Below are 26,983 nucleotides of genomic sequence, written 5' to 3' on the forward strand. Positions count from 1 at the left end.
GTCCATGCTCCCCCGGCTTCCACTCGATTTGCACATCCTCCAGCCGGTGAATTGGGTATGCGGTCTTGACCCGGATCTGTTCAAAGCCTGCCATGGCCCTCACCTCCGTTTCCTTTACTCATCCTGTATTGGCTGTTGTTGATAAACGTAATATAGCCTTTGTGACATCATTATTCATTACCTATATGCTATATTTTGTAATATTTTGTCCCTATCGTTCCATATATTACCTTAATATGCAAAGTAATTCTGTGAATAATCTAACATTTTTGTCGGACGCTTGTTGGCAAAATGGCCCAACCCCTTTCGCGGTAAGGGGTTGGGCCATTTTGAATTTTTTTCACAAAGAGGTGAACGAATGCTCGCTGGAAATAAATCGCCAAGGTATGCCGGAAGGCATGCTTCCTAAGAGTCTATCCGATGAACTGTGTAGAAGGTATATGCAAAATGATAGTGTTGATGCAGCATGAGCGGCAGTATATACTGTCATTATTCATTGGGTATGTACAAAAGCAACTTCCGCTCGCCAGACCCCCAGTTATCCCTGCCTAAGAAAGGACGAACTCTTCCAAATGACTATGACTATCAAGCACTGCTCACTCACCGTGAAAATAGGGCTGCTCGGCTGCCTGCTCCTATCCGCAGCCTGCTATCCGGCAGGGGCCGCTTCCGCGGATGACTCCGTTCAATCCGGGAGCAAGACGCTCGCGTACAACGGCAAAACTTTTACAGCCAAGTGGGTTTCGATCGATCTTACGGACCCCACTCTGCGGGTCAAGCCCGTTACGGCCGCCGACGGCATCGGGCATGTCGAATCTTTCAGCTCCATGATGGAGTGCAATCATGCGGCGGCAGGCATCAATGGCGCGTTTTTCGACGCTTATGAAGAGGACGACACGATTCGCTATCCGAACGGGCTGCTCATCGATTCAGGCGATGTCGTGCACTCCGGCACCAACCCGTCCTTGCTCGTCCTCGCCGACAAGACGGTAAGCGTGGGGTACTTCGGAACCGGACACCAAATAAGCGTTGCCCATGCCGGCAGCGCCTACAAGTTCACCGCCTGGGGAGTGAACAAATATTACGGAGATTCCGTAGACGATCAAATCATCTGGTACACGAGAGCTTTCGGGGAACGGATCGATTTTCCGAATTCGACCAAAATCGTCGTTCAAGCAGGTGTGATCACTGCGATCACCGAAGACGGGGCCGCCATCCCTGAAGACGGGCAAGTATGCCTTGTCGGCCGCAGCGCCAACAATCTGGCCCATGTCCTGCCGAACATCCATGTGGGAGACGCCATACGCCTAACGTCAACGCTGGACGGCGGCTCGGGAACCGCTCCCGCGCTGCCCCGGGTGGACGCAGCCGTAGGTGCCGGTCCGCGCCTGCTCACCGGCGGCGCCGTCGATATCGATTACGAGAGAGACGGCTTCACCGATCCGCGAATTACGACACAGTCGAATGTGCGCAGCTTTATCGGCGTTGACGAATCGCGCCGTCTGGTGATGGGCACGATGTCTTCGGCGACGATCGACGACATGGCGCATGTGCTTCAGGACATGGGCTTGACGGATGCCATGAACCTCGATGGAGGCGCGAGCTCCGCCCTGTATGCGGATGGCGTCATGCTCACCGCGCCCGGACGACTGCTCAGCAATGCGCTTGTGGTGGAACGGCTCCGGTATCCGCAAATTCAAGTTGAAGTGAACGGGCAATTCGTGAACGAGTTCAGGGGATATTTGCTCCAGGAGACGAGCATGGTGCCGTTTCGCGGCATTTTGGAGAGGATCGGGGCGAAGTTTGACTGGAACGGGAACACGCGCACGCTAACGGTTCAGTACGGAGCCAACCGCCTGCTCCTGCATCCGGACGATCCCGTCATGCTGTGGAACGACAAGCGGGTAGTTCTGCCCGCCGCTCCCGCCATCGTGGACGGCCACATCTATATGCCGCTTCGCACCGTCATGGAGTCGCTCGGCGGGCAGGTCGCCTGGGACGCTGCGCTGTACCGCGCTTCCCTTACTTTTCCGTAACAGCCGCTCTGATCAGTGAATCCTGTTCATGCGGACAATTCTGTAAAAAAACTGGCCGCCGACTTGCTGCTCGACCTCCAGATACCCTTCCACATGGACGTAATCGCCTGTCATGTAGCCGATTGCGTCGGAAGTGTCGCTGTGAGCCAGAAAAAGCATGGCGGTCTTTTCATTGCTAACGACGAAACCCGTCTGCTCCTTGACCTGGAACTTGTCGGTAATCGTGCCGTGATGAGATCTTGCAATATGATGAAAGCGCCAGGCGCCGTCTTCCTTATTCAAAAAATAGAGCACCCGGTTCCGGACGCTGCCGCTGAATTCCCGGGTAACGCCGACTAGGCAGACGCCGCTGTTCAACATGAGAAATTCATCGATCTCGTAGTGCTTCAAACGCAGGCGCTGCAAGTTTTTATAGTGCAGATAGACTTCCATTTCGTCCACCGTGCTTTGATCGGCCGGGTCCTGCTTCGTGGCATAATACACTTCTCTAATAAAAGTATCCGTTTGGAGGTTCCGCGCGCCTTGAAAATTGTCGTATGTCTGAAAAAAACGACGGATCACGTCCATAATTTCCGGAGGGATCGCAGCGCTTATTTCCGCAGCATGATTATTGTTCATGATAACCGCTGTATTTTTTCTTAAAAACCACCGCTTCAAGACTGCTGTCAGCATGGAGATCGCCGTTCACCCGCTTCCTCTTTCTCCGAACATTTCTTCATTATAGGCGAAAAACGATAAAAATTCGATATAAATCGCAATTTTTCAACACAAAAAAGAAACATCCGTTTTCCGTGGCTTGCACAAAACAGATGTTTCTTTCATTTTTCAGACAGGCTAGCTTCTATATGATTCTCTTGGCGCCAACGTATCTCGCGCCCCAATACTTGCTCGACAAACTCTCGACGGCTACTCCTCTTGAAGAGGTGGATGAAATAAATTGATCATTCCCTAAATAAATACCGACATGATCGACAACACCGCGGCCAAAAAAGACCAAATCTCCCACCTTCAGATCGGATACCGGCGTTCCGGCATCGCTGTACATTTCGGCGGAAGTTCTCGGAAGATCGATTCCTTCCGCTTCAAACACATAACCGACAAGACCCGAGCAGTCAAATCCGCGCGGCGTCGTTCCGCCCCATTTGTACGGGACTCCCATGTAATTGCTCGCCGTCTGCACGATCAGATCGGTCATGGACGGCTGAGGCGGCGCAGGCGCAGGTGCGGGTGCGGGCGGTTCCGGCGGCGCCGTCCAGGCCGGCTTGTGGGGCTTGCCGTCCGCATTCACGATCGCGATCTGATTCGCATCGCTCCACTCGATCTTGGAACCGAACGTTTCCGTAATAAAACGAAGCGGTACGTATGTACTTCCCTGGATAAAAGCCGGGCTGCTCTCCAGGCTGATTTTCTTGCTGCCCACAAGCGCTTGCTGTTCGTCCGTCCTCAGTGAAACGACCTGATCCTTGGTCAACACCGAGACGGCGACCTCGCCTCCTTGCTTCGCCCATTTCACTTCATAGCCCAGTTTGTCGGTTACGGCCCTTAACGGCACTTGCAAATTCCCATTTTTGTCGATAAAAGGCTGCGCGTCCGTAAACTGCACGATGTCGTCGTTGACCTGGACTTTGACTGAAAGCGCTTGAGAAGCTTCCGCTTGGGCAGGCAGCAAAGCAGCGCCGGATACTGCTGCGCCGATAAAAGCGCATGAATAAACAAGACGTTTCAAAAAGATTGCCTCCCTGAGCCTCCGAGGTTAGTTGACGGGTTCGGGAAGAGGAATTCCCTTGACCGGTTCGGACATCCGAACCGATCTTTCACCCCAAATGAAGAAGTCCCCCGTACCGGAGCTTGTGCTGCTCCAAGATTCGGCATTTTTTTTTACTTTGATAGACTAGCATAGAATTCGGACAAATTTCAAATTTTGCGTCGCGGTAAAAATTCCCAAGGCCAAATCAGGCGTTTTGCCTGCTCCCAGCCTTAAGCCGGATCGCGCTCGACGCGGAGCGCAAACCTCATATGAGCGCCGGAAACTTGCGGCCGGTAGCGGTATACCACTTCAACGCGATTGTCAAAAACGTTGATTTCGGGCGCGGGCGCATCGGCCTCTACGCGGCAAGTCAGCCCAGGCATTGTCCACACATCGGGAGCTATGTCGGCGTCGTGAATATGCTTGCCCGCAATTTCGAAAAACAGCTCGATCTCCGCATTCGTCTGAAAATGAACGTCAACCGCGAGCCGGTCCTGCTCCGCTTCGGCATCGAACGCAATGCCTCTCAGATGCGTGTTCCAATGCTTGCCCGCTTCCCGGCGAATCAGCCTCATATAATACTTGTCTCCAGCGCCGGTTCGCCAGTGCATCGTCGCAGGATGCATTTGCCCGTTCGTGTTGCGGCTCCCGGTCATCCCGCCGATCATCAGATTGTCTTCGATCCAGGCCGTCGCCGTGCACAGATTCGAGTTAGCGCCGGGGCGATCCCGTTCGCACAGCTCTCTGAACTGCTTCCGGGCCAGCCGCCGGCCCTGGAACGCAGCCAGCGCCGGTTTAACGGCCGGCGGCACGTCGACCCCGACCAGAGCGATCATCGGGTCATGCTCGGATTCGCAATTGATCCCGGCGAGATACTCGTAGCCTTGGCCCAAAGCCAGATAAAGAAAGACGCCGATCGAGCTGTGGTCTCTCATTTCCATCTCATAGGCGCGCGAGAACGGCCCCGACAAATTTTCCAGATTCGGATTGTAAAATAAAGCGATGTTCGCCCACAGTCCTTGCTCGATCTCGCGGCCGATCCGCCGGAACGCATCCGTCTTGCTGTAGTTCCGCCAAAGCCCCAGCACGGTCAGATCGACGCCGTAATACGTCGTTGTATTGAACTCTGCGAACGACCCGAACTCCGCGAAAGCTTCAATGAACTTGCCCGCCTCCCGGTCGGCATGCCCGATCCAGTCCGCGATGCCGTACCGGTGTCCGAAATAGTGGCAGATGAACATATGCATAAGCTCGATGTTGGTGTTCATCGGGATGGCATCCGACAAACGCCGGTCGATGGACGCTTCCACCGCTTTGCGCATGCAGGAATCCATCCGGGTGACAAGCTCGGCGGGCAGGCTGTCCGCCCAATTTTCCAGGATGACGGCGAACGCACAGGCAATGAATTCCCGCCAGTTCGGATCATAGGTCGTCCAAACCGTCGGCAGCACGTCGTCTACAGCGGTTTGAAACGATTCTCTCGCCGCCGGATCGCCGAGCCGGTCGGATATTTTCCCGAACGTATCGGCCAAAAAGAAGGCGAAGCCCGGCGCAAAAGATTTCCAGGGAAAGCTGCCGGCCGGAGGGTGCGGCACCTGAGGGGCCGTGCGAAACGTGCCGTGATAGATTTCATCCGGACAATCGTACTGCATGTCCATCACCGTAGCGAGAACTTCGCAAGCTCTTGCCAAATCTCCCGGCGCGTTCCGGAGCAGCAGTCCTATCGCATAGTGCGCGCTCCCCCGCGTATAATGAAGCTGCTCATTGTCTTTATCCCGCAGCAGTTTCATTTCCTCATCATAGTACAGATCCATATCCGCCATGGCGTGATCGACCAGATAACGCTGTTCGTCCGTCATGCTTTCCATCATGTTTAAGCTCATACCGTCACATCTTCCCTTCATTCAGTCAGTTCCGGGTTGCAAATAAGGATACGGCCCCCAGCATGCCGGCCTCATTGCCGCAAAGCGCAGGCACGATGCGCGTCAGCCCCTGAAAATCGGCCGTTAAATAAGAGTCTACCTTGGCTGCGATCCGGTCGGTTAAAAACGTTTTTTGCGCGGAGACGCCCCCGCCCACAATAATCAGCCCGGGGTCCAGCACGTAGATGAGATCGGCAATGCCTTTGGCTACCTCGTCCATCCACCTGTCGACAGGCTCGGCCCATGCGGAATCTCCGCTTTTGACCCGTTCGAATATGGACTGGCCATTGACGCCGGCCGCCGCCGTTTCCTCCAGCTGCCTGTCAAGCACGCTCCTGACTAAGGCCGAAGTGGAAGCCCGCGTCTCATAGCTGCCGGTCTGCATACGGCTCATATGCATATAGCCGATTTCCGCAGCGCGGAAGTGCGAGCCTTTGTACAGCCTGGAGTCCAAGACGATAGCTCCGCCGATGCCCGTTCCGAGCGCGATGCAGAAAAACGTCCGCTCGCCTTTGCCGGCGCCCATCCAGGCCTCGCCCAGCGCAGCCGCATTGACATCGTTGATGACCTGCGTCTCCAGTCTCGTGCGCAACTCCAGCTCGCGCTTCAAGTTCACGCCCTTCAGGCACGGGATGTTCTCGATGCCCCCTACGATCGTGCCCGAGTCGTCGACAATGCCTGCCGTGCTAATGGCGATGCCGCTGATCGGGCCCTCTTTTTCGCGAAACCGGCGGACTTCGCTCGTCAGCTTTTCAATAAATGCCTCGCTGTCTTCCGACGCCTGTGTTGCCAAAGATCCGCCCGCCAGCACCTCGCCGGCTTCGTCGACGATCCCGTATTTCACGCTCGTTCCGCCGATATCGAAAGCGATGTAACGTTTCTTCCGCTTTTCCGCTGGCAGCGAACCGGTCTGCTGCCGTTTGAAGCCGTAGGCGACAAATACCAGCATAACAGCTCCGAGCAGCGAGCTCAACGCGCAGACCAGATTCATGGCGGAAGGGCCGCCCTTTTCCAGCAAAAAGCCGTTCAGCATATTGCCCGCGATGCCCGCAAGCCCTACGAACACCATATTGAATACGCTTTGTCCGGTGGCCTGCATCTCTTTATGCACAATCCGCGAGACGTACTCGACGGCGGCAACGTAAAAAAGGCCGAACGACAGCCCCTGCAGCACTTGCACGGCGACCATCACGCTTGGAATCGGGAACATATACTGGATGATCCAGCGCACCATATAGGCCAGCGTCGCCAGCAGCATCGTTTTTTCATTGCCCAGCCGCTTGATAACGAAAGAGGCGGCGAACATCGACGGCACATTGGAAAATGCGGCGATCATCAGCGCGACTCCCGAGAGAGCGTACGAACCGCCTACCATCTGGAACACGACGACAAAATACGTATTGAACGCCGTCAACGTCTGATTGACCAGAAAACAGGCGCCCAAAAACAAAACGAACCGCTTGTTGCCGAACAGCTCCCCGATCCCGTCGATGAAAGGCCGGCTTTTGACATGGTATTCCTTCTGGGCAGGCAGCGCAAGTACGATCATCACGCCCAGGCAGCTGAACAGCATAAACGGGATCCACAATTGATTAGGCATGTAATACGATAAAAAAAAGCCGGCTCCATAGCCGCCCAGCGCATTGCCGACGCTCTGGAAGCTGCGGATCGAGCCGTAGGAGGAGCCTGCGGATCGGGCGGCCGACACGGCGAAAGCGTCGCCGATCGGGGCCTGCGGGGCCGTGAAGACGGTAGCCGCCATATAAGCCGCTATCATCAGAAATACGGACGGCGCCTGATACAGAATCGATAACAGGGCCGGCACGGCCAGGCTCAGGAGCAGGATCGATTTGGTCATCTGGTAGCGGTCCGCTAACCGGCCCCAGAGCAGCTGCGCGCCCAGAATGGCCAGCGAAGCTATCGACATCATGATGCCGATATGGCTTTTGGCCAAACCGCCTTGCACGAAGATGGTCGTCATATAAGGGTTGAGCAAACCGCCCGCAAGCCCTGTGCATAAGTAAAGCGCCCGAAGTTTGAACAAGGTGGACAACCGCGCTCCCGCTTTCATCGGTTCACCTCATCCTTTGGCGGCCGGCAGCTGCGCGATGCGGTTCACAATGAGATTGTGGCTATCTTCAATCGCTTCCGGCTCGCAAAGCGCCTTGAGCTCGTAAACCTTCACAGGCGCCGCCTGAATGACCGGCAGGAACCGGTCAAAAAAGCTCATGTCGCCGCTGTGCACATAGGGGCACCAATGATCGGACAAGCCGATCGTTTCGTGAATGTGAACGCCGACGACACGCTCTTTCATCGCGTTCGCTTCGGCCGCATTGTCGTAGAGGCCCATCCGGTCCATCATCATGCCGTGGCCGATGTCATACCATAAGCCGAGCGCGGCACCCTGCAGCCGGTCGATGATCGCCCCCGCCTCCTGCAGCGTCGGCATCTGGTAGCAGCGGGAACGGGTTTCGATCCCGATGGCGATTTTCCAGCCCTTCTGCGCAATCCGGTCGCAAGCGGTATAGAGGCTGTCGACGATCCTGTTCGTATAGTGGCCGCTCAGCGCTTCCCTGCGCTCCAGCATGTCCCGCCACAGCTTCCGGTACGCCTCCGACTCAGGGCCCTCGTCCTTGTAAATCGCCTTGAGCGCCTCATCGATATTGTAGTCGAACGGCACTTCGCCGGGATGGACGACGACCGCCTCCGCCCCGTAACGGTGCGCGTATTCCGCCGACTGCACGAGCAGTTCGACAGCCTTGCGGCGCTTTTCTTCATCGTCAAAACCGAGCAGCACCGAATCGGTGCCGTAATCCGGATCAGGCGTGTGCGGGAACGTGTTGTGCACGCTGGATACGCCGATTTCCCCGTGTTCGATCATCGGCTCGATCGTCGCTAAAAACTCCCGGTTTACGTTATAGTTCAGTTCAACCCGGCTGAAGCCGAGCGAGCGGATTTCCTCGATCATGTCCCTTCCGTTCGTATGCTTCTTGATGTTCCAGCAGGTCGAAAACGAATATTCGCCTTTCGGTTGATGCATGTTGATTTCCTCCTCCTATGCAAGCATGGAGTCCGGCGGGCGGAGTTACTTTTGTATACCTTCTACGGAGTTCCCCCGCCAGACTGCCAGGTCAGCCTTTCACGGCTCCGACCATAATTCCCGAAACGAAATACTTTTGCAGCCAAGGATATATGATCAAAATCGGCACCGTTGCGAACATAATGCTGGCCGCCTTCAAGCTTTCCGGCAGCACCTGAACGATCTGCGCGCCTTCCATCTGCAATTGGTCGGATATTTGGCTGTTCATAATGAGTTGATACAGCTTGAGCTGCAGCGGATACAGCTTCGGATCTGTAATGTAAAACAACGTATCGATAAAACCGTTCCAGCGGTTTACCGCATAGAACAGGCCCAGCGTGGCGATAATCGGCATCGACAAAGGGAGCATGATGCGGACCAGCGTGCCGAAATGGCTGCTTCCGTCCAGCTCGGCGGATTCTTCCAGACTCTTGGGGATCGAATTAAAAAACGTGATCAAAATAATCAAATAAAACGGATTGATCATCTGCGGAAGAATCAACGACCAGGTCGTATTGATCAAATGCAATTGCTTGACCAGAATGTATTCCGGAATAATACCGCCGCTGAAAAACATCGTGACCACGATCAAATACATGAAAAACTTTCTGCCTTTAAGCTCCGTTTTCGTAAGCGGGTAAGCTGCGGCAATCGTCATGACAATACATACAATTGTAAAAAGAACCGTCAAAAAAATCGAGTACCCCAAAGAATGGAGCATCATCGGATCCATCAACACATGGGAATAAGCTTCAAAATTGAGATCGACGGGAAAAACAGTGACCTTCCCGGTCAAAATCGGCGCATTGGAACTGAGCGAAACCGAAATAATGTGCAGCAGCGGCACCAGGCTCAAAAATAAAAACAGAATCAAAAATGTGATATTGACGATATCAAAAGTGCGGTCTGCCGCTTTGGCGTTCATGCGCTCGCTCCTCCTTTCGAGATTAAAACGTTTAAATAATGCCCTGATCGGTCGTTTTCTTGGAAATATAGTTGGACGCGAGAATAAAGACAAGTCCGACTACCGCCTGGAAAAAGCCCACCGCTGTCGCTACGGAGTACTGGCCGGACTGCAGCCCCATTTTATAAACAAACGTACTGAGCACTTCCGAAAATTCGCGGACCTGCACATTGCCGATCACGAAAGGACGGTCAAAGCCAATCTGCACCATCTCGCCCAATTTTAAAATCAAAAGAACGATAATCGTCGGTTTGATGCCCGGTATCGTAATATGCCAAATTCGGTTCAGGCGTCCCGCTCCATCGACTTCAGCCGCCTCATATAGCTCTTTGCTGATGCCGGTCAGCGCCGCCAAATAAATGATCGTGCCCCAGCCTGCGCTCTGCCATACGCCCGTACCCAAATAAGTAAGCAGCCAATAATATTTATCCGATAAAAACGGAATCGGTCCGATGCCCAAATAACCGAGCATGTGATTGAGAATTCCCGTATTCGTGCTGAAAACCTGGTAGACGATTCCGCCGATAATGATCCAAGATATGAAATGCGGCAAATACAGTATCGTTTGCGAAACTTTTTTAAACCAGACGATTCTAAGCTCATTGAGCATAATGGCAAGTAGGATAGGCGCCGGAAATGAAACGATCAAATCCAGAAAATTAAGCATAAACGTGTTTTTTAACGCTGTGTAAAAATCCTGCATTTTAAATACGGCTCGAAACGTATCCAGCCCTACCCAAGGGCTCCCCGATATGCCTTGAAAAAGGTTGTAGTCTTCGAAAGCGATCAAGACGCCGTACATGGGACCATATTTGAATATAATGAAAAACACGATCGGGAGCGCAAGCAAGGCATACAGCTGCCAATATCTGTTCAAATACACGGAGAAACCTTTCAACTGCTCCACCTTCCTCCACCGTTACTCTCGGATTATCAAGCGCCGCTTCATGCATGAAAGCTCGAACTTGCCCGGACTTCCATGCATGAAGCCAGCTGCCGGAGATTACTTCTTCATATTTTTGTAGGCTTCCGTCCGTTCCTTCAGGATGGCATCGCCGCCGTTCGTCATGTAGTCCTTCAACATGTCGTCATACGTTTTGTCGAAATCGGCGGGCTTGGCCAGCATCGACTTCACGATAAGCTGCTCGTATTTTTCTTGCAGCGCTTTGCCGTATTTTCCTTCGGCTTCGATCGGGCGTTGGAACCTTACAGGCGAGAGGCCGTCCGTCGAGCCGTTTTTGTAGGCCTGCGTCGCATCCTTGCGGTTGGCTTCAATGAAAGCCAGCGACAGTGCTTCCGTATTTTTATCCGCGCTGCCGAAATCCGTTCCGTTCGTAATGATCGTGTAGTCGCCCTTGTTGTAAAAACTTTGCTTCGTATCTTCGTTATCGAGCGGAACGGGCAAGCTGTTAGTCAACGTGTAGTTTTTGCCTTCCTCGCCGTACGTCATCGCGTAAAGCACATCTTTTTGGGACATCCAATCCAAATATTGGATCGCTTCGGCGGCATTTTTGCTCGTTTTCGGAATGATAATGTTCAGTGCCGCAGGAATGTAAGCCGGCTTCGTATGCTTGCCTTCCTCGTTCGTATACGGGTCAAGCGGAGCAAGCTTGGCTCCCGGCACCGTTTTTTGCAGAACGGTATACGTATCGGGAGGGCTGGTCAAGTAAGATTCGCCTGCATCCTCTGCGTACATGCCGACTTTGCCCGTCGCAATGTCCTGGTACATTTTCTTTTTATCTTTATCGAGCGCAAAATCAGGGCTGACCAATCCTTCGTTATAAAGCTTGTTTAGGAAACGGACCCCGTCCTTATGCCCGGGCAGCAGCAGCGTATATTCGCTGGAACCAAGCTGCTGCGTCAGCGTATAGCGCTCTTCTTCGCTTACTTTTTTGATGAAAGACCAAATGATCGGCTCATAAGAAGCGTTCGTCAAGGAGAAGCCGAGCGGAATCGTTTGGTCGCCTCCCGGTTTCTTTTCCTTAAAGGTTTTGAGCGTCTGGTACACCTCATCCGTCGTTTTCGGGGCCGGGAGACCAAGCTTATCGAGCCAATCCTGGCGAATTTCCGAGGAATATTTGCCCAAATAAACCCGTTTACCCGGAATCGCATATTGTTTGCCGTCATAAGTGCCGTAAGCAAGCGTATCTTTGCCCAGGTATGTCTTCAGGTTAGTACCGTACTGATCGAGCAGCGCTCCGATCTCTGCGACTCCTCCCTGCTGTACGTACCTGTAGATGACGTTGGAATCGTAAGTGAACACAATATCCGGCGCATCGCCGCTGGCCATCAGCACGTTCAGCTTCTCAACCTCCTGCGATCTGGGCACAGGCACGAACTCGACTTTGATGTTTGTCTTTTTAGTAAAGTTGTCTTCCACATACTTCGTTAAGTAGTTGTTTGTCACCGACTTGCCCGCCGGCGAGTTGCCCCGGTCGAATACCTCGACCTTGATCGTTACAGGCTTTTTCTCCGCTGTGCCCGCTTCCTTGCCGGTCTGAACCCCCGAATTGCCGTTTGAGCTTGAACAAGCAGACAACACGCTAACGAGCGTCAGCATCATCACTGCCTGTTTGCCGAACCTGCTGTGCACCAACCTCTTCTTCATTGCCCTCAACTCCCTGTCTCCCTGATTTATCGTCGTCCCGCTTCGTCCGGGAACACCTACAGTATGTCACCGCGTCAGCAAATCGAACAATAAACTTGTTTCCGTCATATAAACTGACACAAAACTCACTCAAAACCCTTCGCATGCATCGAAAATATGCAATAAACTTTTTTCTGCGATGATTAATGGCATATTACATAACATAATAAAACAAAATCGCCTCGCAGGCGGCAAACAAATATATCCAATCGGGCTGAAAAATCGTGACTAGAAAGAACACCAAAAAACCGGATAGCCAAGACATAACCAGCCACAAGCCAAAAAACCTGTAAACGCGAGACTGTCTCAGAGAACTTACCCACAAGAGCCGGCGCATCCACTCGACTAATGAGCAGCAAGCCTGCAAATGCGAGACTGTTGGAGAAACTTGTACGTTAGGGGATAGAACATCTACCTGGCGTCACGGAGAAAACCTGCAATAGCCCAGACTGATGAAAAACCCACACGTTAGGGGATAGCACATCTGGCTGGCGTCACGGAGAAAACCTGCAATAGCCCAGACTGATGAAAAACCCGTACGTTAGGGGTAGCACATCCGTTGGCGACACGGAGAAAACCTGCAATAGCCCAGACTGCTGAAAAACCCGTACGTTAGGGGATGGCACATCCGTTGGCGACACAGAGAAAACCTGCAATAGCCCAGACTGCTGAACCCCCCCGTATGTTAGGGGTAGCACATCTGGCTGGCGTCACGGAGAATACCTGCAAATGTGCAGCTTTTTGCCCGTGCATACGCCGGCAACGAAAAATTCCTGCAAATGTGCAGGAATTTCATCAAACACACGGGCTCAGGCCCGTTTTAACAATAAATTCCTGCACTTTCGCAGGCTTTTCGCCAAAACGGGCCACTTTCACGGAAAAAGCCTGCACTTTTGCAGGTTTTCGGTACCCTGCCGTCCCAGGGCTGCAGCCCCAAGCCGACTTCGCAAACAGCGGGGTATTCCGCGCATCTAGCAACACCCCCGCGCACCGCGCGCAGCTCCCAACGCGCCGCGTTCCGCTGCATGACGGCGGTCTTCGACCACATGCGGGGGAGCTTTTTGCGCCTCTTTCATTGCGCCGTCGGGCCGCCGAATTTTTCGACATCTTCCGAAAATGCGAGGTCCGCATGCCACACTGCGCGTTTTAGCGCCGGCAAACAAAAACAGCCTGCTAAACTTCCATTTAGCAAACTGTTTCCCCGGCGAGCTATCGATACAGCGCGTGCTTTTTTCTATAATCTCCAGGCGTGACCCCCACCATGCGCTTAAACATCCGCCCAAACGTAATGGAGTTGGAATAGCCGAGCCGTTGAGCAATGTCCTGCTGCGCCAATTCGGTTTCAGTCAGCAAATGCTTGGCTTTCTCAATTCGCAAATCCATCAGAAAATCGACAAACTTCATCCCGAACGCTTCTTTAAACATGTGGCTTACATTCTTCCCGTTAACGCCGAACCTGTCGCTCAAATGTTTCAACGAGAGATCCGGGTCCTCGAAATGCTCCTCGATATAGCTTCTCATTTCGACAATAACGGCTTGATAGCTGTTTGCCTCACAGACGGATACATAAGTCCGGTACAATTCGCCCATAGAACTCGTCATATTTGCTTCAAGCTCCTGCAGTGTGGCACTCTTCCGAACCATCCCCTGCAAACTCGACCGTTCCCAAGCCAGCCGCATGCTTTCTGACGCACCAATTCCGTTTCCGATCTCCCTCTCCAGCAGTTTGATCATTGTTTCAAGCACCATCGCAATATCTTCGTCGCGCAGCTTATATTGCCTGAAGTCGGCAAACAGCTCGGCTAGCTGCGTTCTCCAGCCGTCATGGGTCAGTCGGAACGCTTTGGCAATATCGGCGGCCTTGGGCCAATAGCCGTAAGTTTCCCCCGCAGGACGGCCTGCCAGGTGATCGACCATAATCAACGCTTTGCGATCGCGCGTCAGCTTGTGGCCGAGCGCTTGCAACGCGGAACTATAGGAATGATGCAGCGCCTCCCAGCTCCTGACGGCAGAACCTCCGGCAAAAACAAAATCAATGCCCATACGCTCTTCAATCCATTGTTGGCTCGTTTCTATCATGTCGACCAGACGGTCCGGACTATGTTCGCAGTCATGCGGCACCGCGTAAATGATGCCCAACCGGCTGCCGCCGAGCCATTCGTTCCAGACAGATAGATGAGCGCCAAAAAATTCCTGCACGATATTTTGCAGCGCAAGCTTGAGCACCGTCTGATCCTCCGGCACATGCTCAGCCGTAAAGACGTCGTACCGCTCCATTTCGGCGACAATAACGCCCATTTCGCGAATCGGCGCCTGCTCTTGAAACGCCGGCACGCCGTCGTTCCATTCTTCTTCCGTAATTTTGCCCGTACCGTTCATGAGCTCGCTAAACAGTTGCCTGCGCCGAATGAGCAGATTGGCATGATGCCGTTGTTCGTAATGCTGCGCCTGCTCGATCAAACCTTCCATAGCTTGCCCTATGAAGGATAAATCATCCACATCCCGGCCTGCGGGAAGAAAGCGGAGCTGAATGGAGTCGAGCTTGTTAATCATCAATTGAATCGGCCTGTAGTTGCGTTTGGATATATAAATCAAGTAGCCGAGAGAAGCAACGATCGTCGCAATGCCGGCGGCAAGCCAAAAGTAAGAAATCAGCGAAACCCAAGCAAACAGTTGGCCGGCTTTTATTCCGCTGTGAATACTCCACCCCGTTCCCGGTATGGGAATATCCGAAATGACCTCCCCCCGGTTCGATTCGGCGTTTCCGACATTCATCGGCTCCGAAGACATAACGACAGTCCCTTGTTCGTTGACCACTTGCATCAAAGTTACCTTGTGGTCGCTGAGACTGTTCAGGTTTTCCTGGAGCGCGCGAACATCGACGTTGATGACCGCAATGCCTTGGCTGCCAAAAGGGAGCGGAAGCTTTTTCACCAAAGAAATAACGGGAATTTCCCGTTCCGAATACGACTCGCGAATGCTCCGCACATCCGACCAACGGTCCGTTTGCGGGTGAGCCGACATCGTTGTAACGAAATCCTTATCAAAGAACGCGTTCAGCGTATCTTTTCGATTTTGCATAATAATTAACCCATCGTCCGCACGGTACAAATAAATTGAATGAATCAGGTGGTTGTTCAACACAAGAGCGTTCAAAGCAGAAGATATGTTAAAAAAAAGCAAACCCTCGTCATCGGCCTGCGGCTTGTCATGCTCGGCGAACAGTTTGATTTTATCGTTAGTGGCCAACTCCTCCAGCAGCGCATACTGAATTTCATTCAGCGACCGCGACATCGTGTCCGATACATACGCCGCAGACAGACCGTTCGCCTTTTTTGTCTCTTTTTGCGAAATGTCCGAAACGACAAAAAGGCCGAGCAGCACCATGATAGAAATGGTTAGCAAAAAAAGCGGAAAATACGAAAGCAGTTGTTTTTTATACCACTTTTTCAATGAAACCGACCCCTTCCCCCATTGACGTCTATGTCAGCTTACATACAATTACTACGATCATACTTGAAATTTGTCGAAATTTCAAAAATAATATAACTTAATATGTAATATTATATAACGCAAATGGGCTACCCCCAAAGAAAAACTATACACAGATTGACGCCCCAAACCGGAAACTCTGCGGCTGCGTGCGGATCTCAGCGCGCGGTGCTGTGCTGCATGACGGAGGCATCGGTCGACCATAACAACGCGTTTAACAAAAAAAGCGAGTCCCCCTCGCTTTCGGGAACCCGCTTTGTACTATCAACCTGCCATATCCAAAATCAATGCCGACACCAGCAGCAGCGCCATCACGCCTCCGGCAATTCCGGCGCGAAGCAGGCTGCTCTTTGCCGCTTGGCGCGCCCCTGCAAGCCTCGCCCTCCGCATCGCCGAGCGGCCGTACATGACCGCGCCCGCCACGATCAGCGCAGCTTCCATCACCGCGCTGACAGCCGGCCATTGCCACAGGCCGAACCCGAGCAGCGGAAACCCGCCCGCATTACCGGGCAGGAGCGGCAAATCAGCCCGATGGACGAGCAGATCCAGAATCCAGTGGCTGAACACCATCCCCGCAATCGTCCATCCGCCCTTCCGCCCCCAGCGGCTCCAGGCCAGCAAGCCAGCGATCAGCGCAATAAGCACCGCACCGGCGAGCGAATGCGTATAGTCCGCGTGAATCACGCCCTCGCCATACCCCGTACCGTGACTGCTATCGATTGTTTCGACACCCGTCACAAAAAGAGGAACAAAAATAACATCAAGAAGCTGCGTGCTCAGCATCAAAGCCCATAACGGCACCTCAGGGCGCTTCGCTTTCACCGCGGCGGCAAGACCAAAATGTCCGGCAAACATTTACATCCCCTCCCCTTTCGCTTTTCTTTCAATCGAAACATCCAACCAGCCGCACAACCCGCAAAACAAAATCATAAACACAATAAAACTCATTCACGATCCCCTGCCTTCGCCAAAAAAACTAATTATATTAGTATTATAACTAACAATATTAGTTTCAGCAAGCACAAAAAGAAAACCGCCCGCTTTCTTTCGAAAACGAGCGGAGGAGAAGAAGAAAAACGCAAACCAAGCCAGATCGCCCATCTGCCTGCCGGCGTGACCGCCTGCTGGCATGGCCGCTCTCGCATGGCTGCGTGAATGAACCCCCTCACGTTAGAGGGGATAGCCACAATTTGCCCGGCTGCACGAAGAAAACCTGCAAATGTACATGAATTTGCACCCCTGATACGCCGGTCGCAAAGAATTCCTGCAATTGTGCAGGCTTTTTGCCGCACACAAGGTCTTAGGTTCATTTTCAGCGAAAATTCCTGCACAATCGCAGGCTTTTCGCCAAAATGAACCTTCTTCCAAGAAAATTCCTGCACTTTCGCAGGTTTTGCCAGACAGGAAGCATCGGCCGCACCACTCACCGCTCGCAGCACTCAGGCTCCCAGCGCGCGGTGCTGCGCTGCATGACGGCGGTCGGTCGCCCCCACAGAGCAGGCCGACCACCCACCATGCGGCGACGCCCCCGAGCGGCTGCGCCTCGAATTAGTAACGGTCCATGATCAGTTGGGTTTTCAGCGAGTCCTGAGGCAGGAACCAGCCTTTGCCCTGCAAGTACGCGATCAAGTCGTCATGCTTTTGCTGAGCGGTAGTGCGGCTCGTCGTTTTGAAGGATGCTTCCACGACATATTCCGTGCCGGTGCCGGACGCATTTTTAATCGGCCAAATTTCTATGTACGTTTTCAGACCGCTCCATGTGCCGATGTAACGCTTGGCGAGCACCGGACCGTAGATGCGGGAAGCGTTCAGCATGTCGGTTCCCCAACCGGTATATACCCATTTGTCCATTTTGCCGGGAACATTATTGACCAGCAGCTTGCGGGAATCGCTGGCGGAAGGCAGATCCATGCCGCTGTAGCCGGATTTGCTGTCGGTTTTCACTCTGGACAAGCTGAGCGTCTGATTTTGATAGCCCCATTCGATCTGAGCCTCGTAGTTCGTATCGCTGGAATCGAAGCCTTCCAGATTGGCTGTAGTTAATGCCGCATCGATGTTGCCGTTTGTAATCGGGTAACGCTTTTTGTAAGTCAGTTCAAAATCTTTCTCGCCCTCTGTTTTGCGGACACGGGCAACCCATCCGTTGTCGTAGATGTCTTTAGCGTTCGTGTCCATGAACTGCACGTTCATTTTGGTGACGGTTTCCGGCATGCCGAAGGCGGTGCGGACCGTGCTGTTCAGCTTGTGGTCGGAGTCAAGCACGACGCTTGGGTCGAGCAGCAGCTTAACCTCATAATCGGGCACCATGTTGCTTGCCGCCTTAGCCGACACAGGCGCACCCAGGGATACTGCCAGCAGCGCCGTACATGCCGTAGCCGCCAGAACGCCGATCCATTTGCTTCTTTGTCTCATCATTGACATCTCCTTCAAAATTGGAATGTGCTTACAACGTAGACTATAGAGAGCAATTGTAATCTTAATGTTCGTGTGATGTGTTGTTTTTGTAAATAAATGGACGCACTCACCCCCTCCGTTTGTGTTAACCGGACAACGCACTGCGCAGATGACCGATAAACCCGTCCATCAGAGCCGACTGCCGGCGATCCAGATTGTATGCGCAGTACACGTAGCGATTATACACATTTTGCGGAATTTGCCGGGTCAGCAGTTCCCCTCGCTCCACTTCCTTGCGGACGGCCAAACTGGATACGAAAGAAACCCCTTCGCCCAACATGACCGTCTGCTTGATCGCCTCCAGCGAGTCCAGCTCCATATGCGCATTCAGCTCGATGCGGTTGCTCTGCGCCCATTTTGCCGTCATTTGGCGCGTGCTCGATTCCGGACTGTGCAGCAGGAACGGAACCTGCTCCAGTTGATCGGGATACAGTTGGGCATACCGGGCCAACCGGTGGCGCGGGGACAAAATGAGCACCAGCTCGTCCTCGCACAGCGTCTCAGCCATCAACGGCGGCATCTGGAACGGCTCGCTGGAAATGACCCCGAGATCGATCTCGTGATTGAGCAGCATGTCCTTGATGACGGGGGCGGTTTTGACCATCAGCGACAGGCTTATTCGCGGGTAAGCTTTGGCGAACTCGCTTAAAATACGCGGAAGAATGTAGGTGCCCGGCACATAGCTTGCCCCGATTTTCAAAGAGCCTCTGCCGAGCTGATCGAATTCTTTGACGACCCTGACGGCTTCCTGCGCCAAGGAGTTGATTTTGACCGAATAATGGTGCAGCGATTTGCCCGCCTCCGTCAAATGCACCTTGCCCGCGCGGGATTCGAACAATTGAACGCCCAGCTCCTGCTCCAGGCTTTTCATATGAAAAGTGACCGTCGGCTGTTTCAAACCGAGCACATCGGCCACCGCCGTAATTTTTTCATGCTTCTCCAACAGCTCGACAATTTGCAACTTCAGTAAATTCATGTTCATGGCCCTCACCCTTGCCTCCAGAGATCGTTACGGAACCAGTATAGAAAAAATCTATGGAGTTGAATAGATAGCATTGATATTTTTAACAAATATTTTACTTGGCGATAATATTTCCCTGCATTTCCGCCTGTACACTGAGGCTAGATTGGCAGATGGGAAGGGAAGTTCATGGACGTCGTAATTCAAGGCTTGCAAAAATCGTTCGGACAGGTACAAGCTCTGCAGTCCACGGATCTGCGGATTCGCAAAGGCCGCTTCACCACACTTCTGGGGCCTTCGGGCTGCGGCAAAACAACGCTGCTGCGCATGATCGCCGGCCTGGAGACGCCGGATCGCGGCGAGCTGTTCGCGGGCGACGAGTGCATCTTTTCGAGCGAACGCCGCATCGACAAGCCGGCGAACCGCCGCAGCTTCGGGATGGTGTTCCAGGATTTCGCGCTGTGGCCGCATATGACGGTGTTCGAAAATGTAGCTTTCGGGCTGCGCGCAGCGCGGAAGACGAAAGATCTGAAGCGCCAGGTGCAGGAGGCGATCGACACGGTAAGGCTCGGCGGGATGGAGGACCGCTATCCGCACCAGCTTTCGGGCGGACAGCAGCAGCGGGTCGCCTTTGCCCGGGCGGTCGTGACGCGGCCGCAGCTCGTCCTGTTCGATGAGCCGCTTAGCGCTCTCGATGCTTTGCTTCGGGACGAGATGAGGCTGGAGCTCATCGCGCTGGTGCGGGACATCGGCTTGACCGCGCTGTACGTCACGCACGATCAGACCGAGGCGATGTCGATGTCCGACGAGATCGTCGTCATGAAGGAAGGGCGCATCCTCCAGATCGGACAGCCGGAGCAAATATACGGCGCGCCGGCGCACCCTTTCGTAGCGCAGTTTATCGGCAAGTCGAACTGGCTGGAGAAAGACCGTCGCATGTTTCGTCCGGAACATATCCGGTGGAAGCAAGGCAGCGACATCGGCAGCAGCAGCCCCACCGGGTCAGAGTCCGGGTACGAGACGTACACGGGCACAATCCGCAGCATCAGCTATTTGGGCGACCGCTACGAAGTGCAGTTGGACATGGGGGCCAGGGGCATATGGACGGCGTATCACCATATCCGCATGCCGGTCGGACAGCAGACGGAGATTTACATATCGCCGCAGCATATTCATCAAATTTCATGAGATAAACCTCTATCGAAGTCTATTCGAAGATGAGCGACCGCGTTCAGAGGTAGGTTTATTCGCCAATAAGAATGCTGTTCTACGCGCTTTAGCGCTGTAAAGAACTTAATCATTCTTATGTGGTAACAAATTTTAGGGAGGCTTTTTATCAATGAAAAAGGGAACAGGGTTAAAAAACGGAGCGTTACTGGTACTTACGGCCATGGTCGGTTTCGGAATCGCAGGCTGCGGAGCCTCGCAACAGACAGCAGCACCGGCAAACAGCCCAGCTCCAAAGACGGAGCAAACCGCACAGCCCGCTAAAGAGACAAAAACAGAAGAAAAGAAACTTAGCGGCAAACTTGTCGTATACAGCGCAGGCCCCAAAGAGCTGGCCGAGAGCATCCAAAAAGGCTATGAAGCCAAAACCGGCGTAAAAATCGAGATGTTCCAGGGCACAACGGGAAAAATTTTGTCCCGGATGGAAGCCGAAAAAGCCAATCCGGTAGTCGACGTAGTTGTGCTGGCTTCGCTGCCTTCCGCACAGGGCCTGAAGAAAAGCGGGCTTACCCTGGAATACAAAGAAGCGAAAAATGCCGACAAATTAATTCCGGAATGGTCGGATAAAGACGGCAGCTTCTTCGGTTACAGCGCATCGGCGCTCGGTATCGGCTACAACACGAAACTGGTGAAAAACCCGCCGAAGGAATGGGCCGACCTGACGAAGGAAGAATGGAAAGGCAAAGTGAACATTCCTGACCCGGCATTGTCCGGCTCTGCGCTGGATTTTGTGACAGGCTATTTGAGCACCAAAGGCGACGCCGGCTGGGATCTGATCGATCAATTCAAGAAAAACGGCGTTGCGATGGCCGGCGCCAACCAGGAAGCTCTCGATCCGGTCATTACAGGCTCCAAAAGCGTTGTGGCGGCAGGCGTCGACTACATGACTTACCAGGCCAAAGCCAAAGGCGAGCCGATCGATATGATTTATCCTGCAAGCGGCACCGTCATCAGCCCTCGTCCCGCAGCCATTATGAAATCGAGCAAAAACGTGGACAACGCCAAAGCGTTCATCGACTACCTGTTGTCTGACGAAGCGCAAAAAATGGTTGCCGAAACGTACCTGCTGCCAGGCCGCAAAGACGTAGCTCCTATCAACCGTCCGGGCATCGATCAAATTCCGCAAATGAAAGTGGACTGGAACTGGATGGATAGCAACGGCGATGCCGTCACGAAGAAATTTACGCAGTTGTTCAAATAGAGGCTTGCATGTACAATACACAGACAGTTTCTTATAAAAAATTAGGGATGACGCTTGCCTTGCTGATCTTGGCGATGCTGGTGGTCGTCCCGCTTTTTTTCATTTTTTTAACGAGCGTGCACTCCGGAGAGCAGTTGGATTTGCTGGCTCCGCTGCGTACGATTATGGAAAATGAGCTCGGAGAAGTGTTCTGGAACTCCATCCGGCTCGGTCTGTACGTCGTCGCAGGGACGACAGTGCTGGCGCTGCCGCTGGCCTGGATATTGTCCAGAACGGAATTGAAAAAGCATACCTGGCTCGATATCGTTCTGTTGATTCCGTTCATGACTCCGCCTTACATCGGCTCTATGGGCTGGATTTTGTTCATGCAGAAGAGCGGCTTTATGGAGCAGCTGCTGCCTCCCGCGGCCGGGTTGACGCCGGTCTTTTTCAGCGAGTTCGGCATGATTGCCATTATGAGCCTTCATTTATTTCCGTTTTTGTACCTGATTCTCCGCAACGCGCTCGTGCAGATCGGCGGCAGCAAGGAAGAGGCGGCAAGCGTTCACGGCGGCGGCTTCCTGTACAGCTTCAGGCGCGTCGTGATGCCGCTGCTGCTATCCAGCTATGCGATGGGAGCGCTGCTCATCTTCGTCAAAACGATTGCCGAATTCGGCACGCCGGCCACGTTCGGCCGCAAAATCGGTTTCTATGTGCTTACTTCGGAAATCCATAAGTACATTTCGAGCTGGCCGATCGACTTCGGCAAAGCGACGGCGCTCGCTTCGATTTTGCTGAGCACCTGCCTGCTCATCTGGTATATCCAGACGCTCGTCAGTCAGCGGTTTACGTACTCGCTCGTCGGCGGCAAAGGCTCCCGCGGCAAGGTGTACCGCCTGAACGGCTGGACGCGCACGCTTGTATGGCTGTACGTGCTCGGTTTGATCCTGCTGTCCATCGGCGTGCCGTACTTCTCGATCATTTCGGCGTCGTTGATGAAGCTGCGCGGCGTCGGCCTCGCGTGGGGCAACCTGACGCTGCACAACTACGCAGAGCTGCTCACTTGGGGCTCGAAAAGCATGCTGGCCATCTTGAACAGCTTGGGCTTGTCGCTGGTGGCGGCAACTTTGTCCGTCATTCTCGGCACCTATTTCGCCCTAATGATCGGGCGTGCCAAATCGTGGCCGCAGCGCTTGACCGACTTGTTCAGCCTGCTGCCGAATACGGTGCCGGGCATCGTTATCGTCGTCGGTCTGATCCTGCTATGGAATGCGCCCTGGAATCCGATTCCGCTGTACAATACGTACGGCATGGTCGTCCTGACGTATACCGTCTTTTTCCTGCCTTACACGGTACAGTATGTCAAAGCGAATTTCGCCCAGCTGGATGAATCGCTGTTTCAAGCCGGCCGGGTGTTCGGAGGGAGCGCCGCGTACATTTTCCGGCGGATTTTGCTGCCGCTCATCATACCGGGAATGGTCGCCGGATGGATGATGACCTTCACCATCTCGGTACGCGAACTGGTCGCATCTCTTATGATTCTTCCCCCATCGATGGAAACGTCGGCGACGTACATTTTCTCGCAATTCGAGCAGGGCAAAGTATCGCTGGGCATGGCGATGGCCGTAGTATCCGTCGGACTGACGACGCTCATGCTGCTCGGCATCAACATCTTGAGCGCAAACAAAAAGTGGAGTGTGAAATAATGCAAGCAACCGTATGGGGCGGAGCCGGAGAGCACGGCCGCTCCAGCTATCTGATCGAACATCTTCAAACCCGCGTGCTGCTCGATTGCGGGGTCAAAAAGGAAGGCACCGGGGAGTACCCCTCCTTATCCGAGCAGACCGTAGCCGCACTGGATGCGGTTTTTTTGTCCCACGCCCATGAGGATCATTCGATGGCCGTTCCTACGCTGTATAAGCTCGGCTATCGCGGCAAAGTCTGGACGACGCGGGCCACGGTCCGGCAGCTGCCTGCCTACTTCGGCGCATGGAAGCAGTACGTCGCTTCCCGCGGAGGCAGCCTGCCGTACGAGGAGCGGCATATCGAGGCGGTTCAATACGCCTATATCGAAGAAGCGGCCGCTCCGGGGGAATGGCTGGCGATCTCGCCGAAGCTGCGCGTCTGTTGGGGCCGCAGCGGCCATCTGCCGGGCTCGATCTGGCTGCTGCTGCAGCTGGAGGACCGCCTCGCCTTCTTCTCCGGGGACTATACGGCGGAGTCGGCGCTGCTCGCTGCGGATCGGCCCGCGCTGCCTCCGGCAGCGGAGCGGCGCAATATGCCGCATCTCCCCATCGATCTGGCGATCGTCGATGCGGCCTATGCAACGGACCCGGATACGCAAGCTCAAAAGCTTGAGCAGCTAAGGCATGCGACCAGCGAAGCGATCGCGCGGGGAGAAACGGTGCTGCTGCCGGTGCCGACCTACGGCAGAGGCCAGGAGCTGCTGCTGTGGGCGCAGGAGACGTTTGCGGACACTCGCATCGTCGTCGAAAAAGAGCTCGTCGACGCGCTCGGCCAAATGCTGCAGTGGACAGAGTGGCTGCAGGAAGGCGCTGCAGCGCGCATAGAGCGCGGACTGCGCCATGGGCGCATGGTCACGGTAGACCATGAGGCGCAGCGCGTACAGGCGCTGGGCGGCGCGGAGGGCGCCATCGTGTTTACGAACGACGGCATGATGCAATCGCCGCGCTGCCTCTGGTACCACGAAACGCTGCGGCAGCGCGGCGGTTACCGCGTCATTTTGACCGGCCACCTGGCCCAGGGCAGCTTGGGCCGGCGCTTGCTGGACAGCGGCGACCCTTGCGCTAGCTTCGTCCGGTACAAGGTGCACCAAGGCATGCCGGACGTAAAATCGATGTTGGCCGCACTGCCAAGCAAACAGACGGCGCTTGTCCACGCGCGCAAAGCATCTACCGACGCATTGTGCGGCATTTTAGCCGCGGAGGGGTATGCGGGGCTGCATTCCCTGGTTATCGGAGATACGTTGAGTGTAACCTGAACAAAAACGGCCAGCGCGCGATCGCTCTGGCCGTTTTTTGTTTGCTATTTTTGCTGAAGCAAGCTCATTCATGAAGTAATTCCTGATCGCTTATTGGTATGATATCACCATTTGATCCTCCAATATGAAGGCAGCGCCAGCTTACAGAGGGATTATATGAATTACAGATTGAGCTAAATATTTGAACTGATGGTGCAACGCTGGACTAGGTATTCACTCGGTAGACAAAGTCACTCTTTATAAAAATATCATCATTAAAAACTCTAATTAACAGGTGCCGGGGCATCTTGGAAATGGGCATCAGTACAAACTCATATTTTCCGATTAGGCATAGACTATTATCATCTGCAGTATCCACACTACCTACGTGGATTAGGAATAAGTGGTAAAAGGAGAAGGAAAAAGTTGAACAATGAAAGTGAACTTGCTATGGAATGGCGGCGGGTACATTTTACGAATTTTTGTGTCGGTGATTGGTCACGGCTCAGGCTGGATCGAACCGGTGAAGGGATCTGGTTTTGGCCCGAAAATATATCTCTCCAGAATACACGGAACTTTGTTAAGGGTTATATTGATAGACGTGACTTTACTACATCAATTGCCTGTTGTAACAATTGGATCAAGCCAAGTTTAATAACCGGTAACACAATAAATTTTTATCCAATTTCAACGCTTGGGCACAATTTTGTGTACGGTTGGATCTCTATCCTCGACTACGATCAAGTCAGGTGCAAGCCGCCGACCCCAGCAAGAGTAGCAGGATGTTGGGATACTAATTGGGGAAGAATGCAATTAAATCAATCAGGTGACAGCTTCAATCAATTATTCAATGTAACGGGCACATATGAATATAAAAATATTCACGGCGAAACGATAAGAGGCACAATTGTTCGAGGTTCATTATTTGATAATGAATTGACAGGGCAATGGCGTGAAGAACCGGGAGGCTCAGGAGGATTCCGTTTTAATTTTTCCGGAGACTCATTCAGTGGGTCGTGGTGGAGTGGAACAGAAACATCCGCGAACCCTTGGCATGGCAAAAGGTGTATTTAATACTCGGTCAACTGAGGTTGGCTCAACTCTGGCTTTTAAACAGCTCAATGAGTGTTGTGACATCATCGCCTATGGCAGTAACGGGTTGACCCGATTTGAGCTTTGACAAAGCGGCGTTCACATGGGTCTCGAATCCGTGATACCCGGCAAGTGCAGCGTGCTCCTTTACACGATTCAGATCACCTGTCGCCAGCGTGACAGGGAGGTTCCCTGCTCGGGCACCTTGTTGCAACCAGCCGAGATTAATTCCCAGAGAAAGGGCCTGAGCTGCCTGACCTGTTACTCCCCCTTGGAAGACCCTTACCAGCGCCTCAATTTCTGAAAGGATGCTTGCGGGAGGCTGATTGGAGTTCAACTTGCTCAGCGCGACATCGATGTAGTTATTGAAGCCGATGTAGCCAGCAGCAGCCGCGTGATTGCGAATCCGTTCCAGGTCGGCGGTCATCTCGTGAAGCGGCCGACCGCCGTACGCTGCACCCTGCTGAATCCAACCCAGGTTGATCCCCAGGGCAAGATGTTGTGCATTGCTTGGAGTGATATCTGGCATGACGAACCTCCTTTGACGCTGTTCAGACAGTAATCGATGCAGTAGGTCTCGATCTCTTCCTAAAAGGAACTGGCAAGCATCCAGTAGTATTGTGCCCCGCCACCTGACTAGCTAAACCGTTGGCAGCGTCACCAAAACAGTTACCCGAACAGAAAACCGGGTGGCTTTTTGAAACCCCTTAATTAGGTATAACTCAAGTTAGACGAAAATTTCATACAGAATGTATGTTTGGTAGAATACCTGCAGAGAAATATTTTGCCGCTGTTTATTTTATTCATGGGTAGAGCATATTCCTTTCATATTCCTTGGTTGTTTCACTTTGCAATCGGCCGATCAGCTCATTCATCATTAGCCATCCCTGATCTGTAGGATCAAATTCGAAAAATCATACAGAATGATCCTTCTTGCGTTAAAATCTATCATTCTGTTTGAAAATTCATACACAATAGCTCAAATTGAGGGAAAGAGAACCATTCTGTATGATATTTCACACACAATTGTTCTTCTCTCCGATCACTGAACCCTGCCGACTCTTCTCGCTTCCATTCTCCCGATCACTGATCAAGGCTACTTGAGGTGACCGAAGAACATACCGTCATTCCTCTGATTTGGGCCGCCCATGACCGTGCATGTAGCTGAATCAGCTCCAACTTCCATCTTTTCATGGAGTTCA

The 26,983-nt window shown here is 53.3% G+C and carries 20 protein-coding genes and 1 riboswitch; of the genes, 7 read left to right on the forward strand and 13 right to left on the reverse strand.

Annotated elements, in window-relative coordinates; translation table 11 throughout:
• The first annotated feature begins 572 nt into the window (after positions 1 to 572).
• Positions 573 to 2,036 carry a phosphodiester glycosidase family protein gene (locus tag AC3G2T_RS35775; protein ID WP_488438437.1) on the forward strand — a complete coding sequence of 488 codons (1,464 nt, stop codon included), beginning with the start codon at positions 573 to 575 and terminating at the stop codon, positions 2,034 to 2,036.
• A 12-nt stretch (positions 2,037 to 2,048) separates the two neighbouring features.
• On the opposite strand, the gene AC3G2T_RS35780 is transcribed toward AC3G2T_RS35775, so the two are convergent.
• The 10 genes from AC3G2T_RS35780 to AC3G2T_RS35825 all read right to left on the reverse strand — a co-directional run bounded on the left by AC3G2T_RS35780 (position 2,049) and on the right by AC3G2T_RS35825 (position 16,742).
• The gene (locus AC3G2T_RS35780) at positions 2,049 to 2,708 is read right to left on the reverse strand and encodes a hypothetical protein (protein WP_488438438.1); all 660 of its coding nucleotides are present in this window, start codon (positions 2,706 to 2,708) and stop codon (positions 2,049 to 2,051) included.
• 169 nt (positions 2,709 to 2,877) lie between these two features.
• Complete coding sequence (locus AC3G2T_RS35785; RefSeq protein ID WP_474686807.1) at positions 2,878 to 3,762, reverse strand: C40 family peptidase; 885 nt, start codon at positions 3,760 to 3,762, stop codon at positions 2,878 to 2,880.
• 4 nt (positions 3,763 to 3,766) lie between these two features.
• Positions 3,767 to 3,917: riboswitch (cyclic di-AMP (ydaO/yuaA leader) on the reverse strand.
• Between the two features lie 96 nt (positions 3,918 to 4,013).
• Positions 4,014 to 5,666 carry a hypothetical protein gene (locus AC3G2T_RS35790; protein WP_474686806.1) on the reverse strand — a complete coding sequence of 551 codons (1,653 nt, stop codon included), beginning with the start codon at positions 5,664 to 5,666 and terminating at the stop codon, positions 4,014 to 4,016.
• A gap of 25 nt (positions 5,667 to 5,691) precedes the next feature.
• A complete protein-coding gene (locus tag AC3G2T_RS35795; RefSeq protein WP_474686805.1) occupies positions 5,692 to 7,776 on the reverse strand; it encodes an ROK family protein in 2,085 nt (694 codons plus the stop codon).
• 9 nt (positions 7,777 to 7,785) lie between these two features.
• A complete protein-coding gene (locus tag AC3G2T_RS35800) occupies positions 7,786 to 8,745 on the reverse strand; it encodes a sugar phosphate isomerase/epimerase family protein (RefSeq protein ID WP_488438439.1) in 960 nt (319 codons plus the stop codon).
• 91 nt (positions 8,746 to 8,836) lie between these two features.
• A complete protein-coding gene (locus AC3G2T_RS35805; protein WP_488438440.1) occupies positions 8,837 to 9,709 on the reverse strand; it encodes a carbohydrate ABC transporter permease in 873 nt (290 codons plus the stop codon).
• A 31-nt stretch (positions 9,710 to 9,740) separates the two neighbouring features.
• Entirely contained in the window at positions 9,741 to 10,646 is a 906-nt protein-coding gene (locus AC3G2T_RS35810) for an ABC transporter permease (protein WP_474686810.1), read from the reverse strand.
• 105 nt (positions 10,647 to 10,751) lie between these two features.
• A complete protein-coding gene (locus AC3G2T_RS35815; protein WP_488438441.1) occupies positions 10,752 to 12,356 on the reverse strand; it encodes an extracellular solute-binding protein in 1,605 nt (534 codons plus the stop codon).
• A 1,248-nt stretch (positions 12,357 to 13,604) separates the two neighbouring features.
• Positions 13,605 to 15,848 (reverse strand): AraC family transcriptional regulator, encoded by a 2,244-nt coding sequence (locus tag AC3G2T_RS35820; RefSeq protein ID WP_488438442.1) that lies wholly within the window; start codon positions 15,846 to 15,848, stop codon positions 13,605 to 13,607.
• Positions 15,849 to 16,151: 303 nt separating this feature from the next.
• Positions 16,152 to 16,742 carry a permease gene (locus AC3G2T_RS35825; protein WP_474686800.1) on the reverse strand — a complete coding sequence of 197 codons (591 nt, stop codon included), beginning with the start codon at positions 16,740 to 16,742 and terminating at the stop codon, positions 16,152 to 16,154.
• Between AC3G2T_RS35825 and AC3G2T_RS35830 the strand changes: the two genes are divergently transcribed.
• Positions 16,728 to 17,042, forward strand: a complete 315-nt coding sequence (locus AC3G2T_RS35830) for a hypothetical protein (RefSeq protein WP_488438443.1) — start codon at positions 16,728 to 16,730, stop codon at positions 17,040 to 17,042. The two genes, AC3G2T_RS35825 and AC3G2T_RS35830, sit on opposite strands and share 15 nt — an antisense overlap.
• Before the next feature lie 393 nt (positions 17,043 to 17,435).
• Here the strand turns inward: AC3G2T_RS35830 and AC3G2T_RS35835 are convergent, their stop codons facing one another.
• Entirely contained in the window at positions 17,436 to 18,302 is an 867-nt protein-coding gene (locus AC3G2T_RS35835) for a hypothetical protein (RefSeq protein WP_488438444.1), read from the reverse strand.
• A gap of 124 nt (positions 18,303 to 18,426) precedes the next feature.
• Positions 18,427 to 19,323, reverse strand: coding sequence for a LysR substrate-binding domain-containing protein (locus tag AC3G2T_RS35840; RefSeq protein ID WP_488438445.1), 897 nt, complete (start codon positions 19,321 to 19,323; stop codon positions 18,427 to 18,429).
• Between the two features lie 168 nt (positions 19,324 to 19,491).
• Here AC3G2T_RS35840 and AC3G2T_RS35845 point away from each other — a divergent pair, with 168 nt between their 5' ends.
• The 5 genes from AC3G2T_RS35845 to AC3G2T_RS35865 all read left to right on the forward strand — a co-directional run bounded on the left by AC3G2T_RS35845 (position 19,492) and on the right by AC3G2T_RS35865 (position 25,763).
• Entirely contained in the window at positions 19,492 to 20,490 is a 999-nt protein-coding gene (locus tag AC3G2T_RS35845) for an ABC transporter ATP-binding protein (protein ID WP_488438446.1), read from the forward strand.
• A gap of 151 nt (positions 20,491 to 20,641) precedes the next feature.
• Positions 20,642 to 21,730 (forward strand): ABC transporter substrate-binding protein, encoded by a 1,089-nt coding sequence (locus AC3G2T_RS35850; RefSeq protein ID WP_488438447.1) that lies wholly within the window; start codon positions 20,642 to 20,644, stop codon positions 21,728 to 21,730.
• Positions 21,731 to 21,738: 8 nt separating this feature from the next.
• Entirely contained in the window at positions 21,739 to 23,415 is a 1,677-nt protein-coding gene (locus tag AC3G2T_RS35855; RefSeq protein WP_488438448.1) for an ABC transporter permease, read from the forward strand.
• Positions 23,415 to 24,710 carry an MBL fold metallo-hydrolase gene (locus tag AC3G2T_RS35860; RefSeq protein WP_488438449.1) on the forward strand — a complete coding sequence of 432 codons (1,296 nt, stop codon included), beginning with the start codon at positions 23,415 to 23,417 and terminating at the stop codon, positions 24,708 to 24,710. Before AC3G2T_RS35855 ends, AC3G2T_RS35860 begins: the two co-directional genes overlap by 1 nt.
• A 405-nt stretch (positions 24,711 to 25,115) precedes the next feature.
• Entirely contained in the window at positions 25,116 to 25,763 is a 648-nt protein-coding gene (locus tag AC3G2T_RS35865; protein ID WP_488438450.1) for a hypothetical protein, read from the forward strand.
• Between the two features lie 22 nt (positions 25,764 to 25,785).
• On the opposite strand, the gene AC3G2T_RS35870 is transcribed toward AC3G2T_RS35865, so the two are convergent.
• Positions 25,786 to 26,310, reverse strand: coding sequence for a hypothetical protein (locus AC3G2T_RS35870; RefSeq protein ID WP_488438451.1), 525 nt, complete (start codon positions 26,308 to 26,310; stop codon positions 25,786 to 25,788).
• Positions 26,311 to 26,983: the final 673 nt, after the last annotated feature.

This window comes from Paenibacillus sp. sgz302191, assembly GCF_057749925.1.

Bases quoted from the DNA above. Each gene is read 5' to 3' on its own strand.
- AC3G2T_RS35835 (WP_488438444.1), bottom strand. From the start codon at position 18,302: ATGATGAGACAAAGAAGCAAATGGATCGGCGTTCTGGCGGCTACGGCA.
- AC3G2T_RS35830 (WP_488438443.1), top strand. From the start codon at position 16,728: ATGTCCGGCAAACATTTACATCCCCTCCCCTTTCGCTTTTCTTTCAAT.
- AC3G2T_RS35775 (WP_488438437.1), top strand. From the start codon at position 573: ATGACTATGACTATCAAGCACTGCTCACTCACCGTGAAAATAGGGCTG.
- AC3G2T_RS35790 (WP_474686806.1), bottom strand. From the start codon at position 5,666: ATGAGCTTAAACATGATGGAAAGCATGACGGACGAACAGCGTTATCTG.
- AC3G2T_RS35805 (WP_488438440.1), bottom strand. From the start codon at position 9,709: ATGAACGCCAAAGCGGCAGACCGCACTTTTGATATCGTCAATATCACA.
- AC3G2T_RS35825 (WP_474686800.1), bottom strand. From the start codon at position 16,742: ATGTTTGCCGGACATTTTGGTCTTGCCGCCGCGGTGAAAGCGAAGCGC.
- AC3G2T_RS35850 (WP_488438447.1), top strand. From the start codon at position 20,642: ATGAAAAAGGGAACAGGGTTAAAAAACGGAGCGTTACTGGTACTTACG.
- AC3G2T_RS35855 (WP_488438448.1), top strand. From the start codon at position 21,739: ATGTACAATACACAGACAGTTTCTTATAAAAAATTAGGGATGACGCTT.
- AC3G2T_RS35815 (WP_488438441.1), bottom strand. From the start codon at position 12,356: ATGAAGAAGAGGTTGGTGCACAGCAGGTTCGGCAAACAGGCAGTGATG.
- AC3G2T_RS35840 (WP_488438445.1), bottom strand. From the start codon at position 19,323: ATGAACATGAATTTACTGAAGTTGCAAATTGTCGAGCTGTTGGAGAAG.
- AC3G2T_RS35800 (WP_488438439.1), bottom strand. From the start codon at position 8,745: ATGCATCAACCGAAAGGCGAATATTCGTTTTCGACCTGCTGGAACATC.
- AC3G2T_RS35870 (WP_488438451.1), bottom strand. From the start codon at position 26,310: ATGCCAGATATCACTCCAAGCAATGCACAACATCTTGCCCTGGGGATC.
- AC3G2T_RS35845 (WP_488438446.1), top strand. From the start codon at position 19,492: ATGGACGTCGTAATTCAAGGCTTGCAAAAATCGTTCGGACAGGTACAA.
- AC3G2T_RS35860 (WP_488438449.1), top strand. From the start codon at position 23,415: ATGCAAGCAACCGTATGGGGCGGAGCCGGAGAGCACGGCCGCTCCAGC.
- AC3G2T_RS35795 (WP_474686805.1), bottom strand. From the start codon at position 7,776: ATGAAAGCGGGAGCGCGGTTGTCCACCTTGTTCAAACTTCGGGCGCTT.
- AC3G2T_RS35780 (WP_488438438.1), bottom strand. From the start codon at position 2,708: ATGCTGACAGCAGTCTTGAAGCGGTGGTTTTTAAGAAAAAATACAGCG.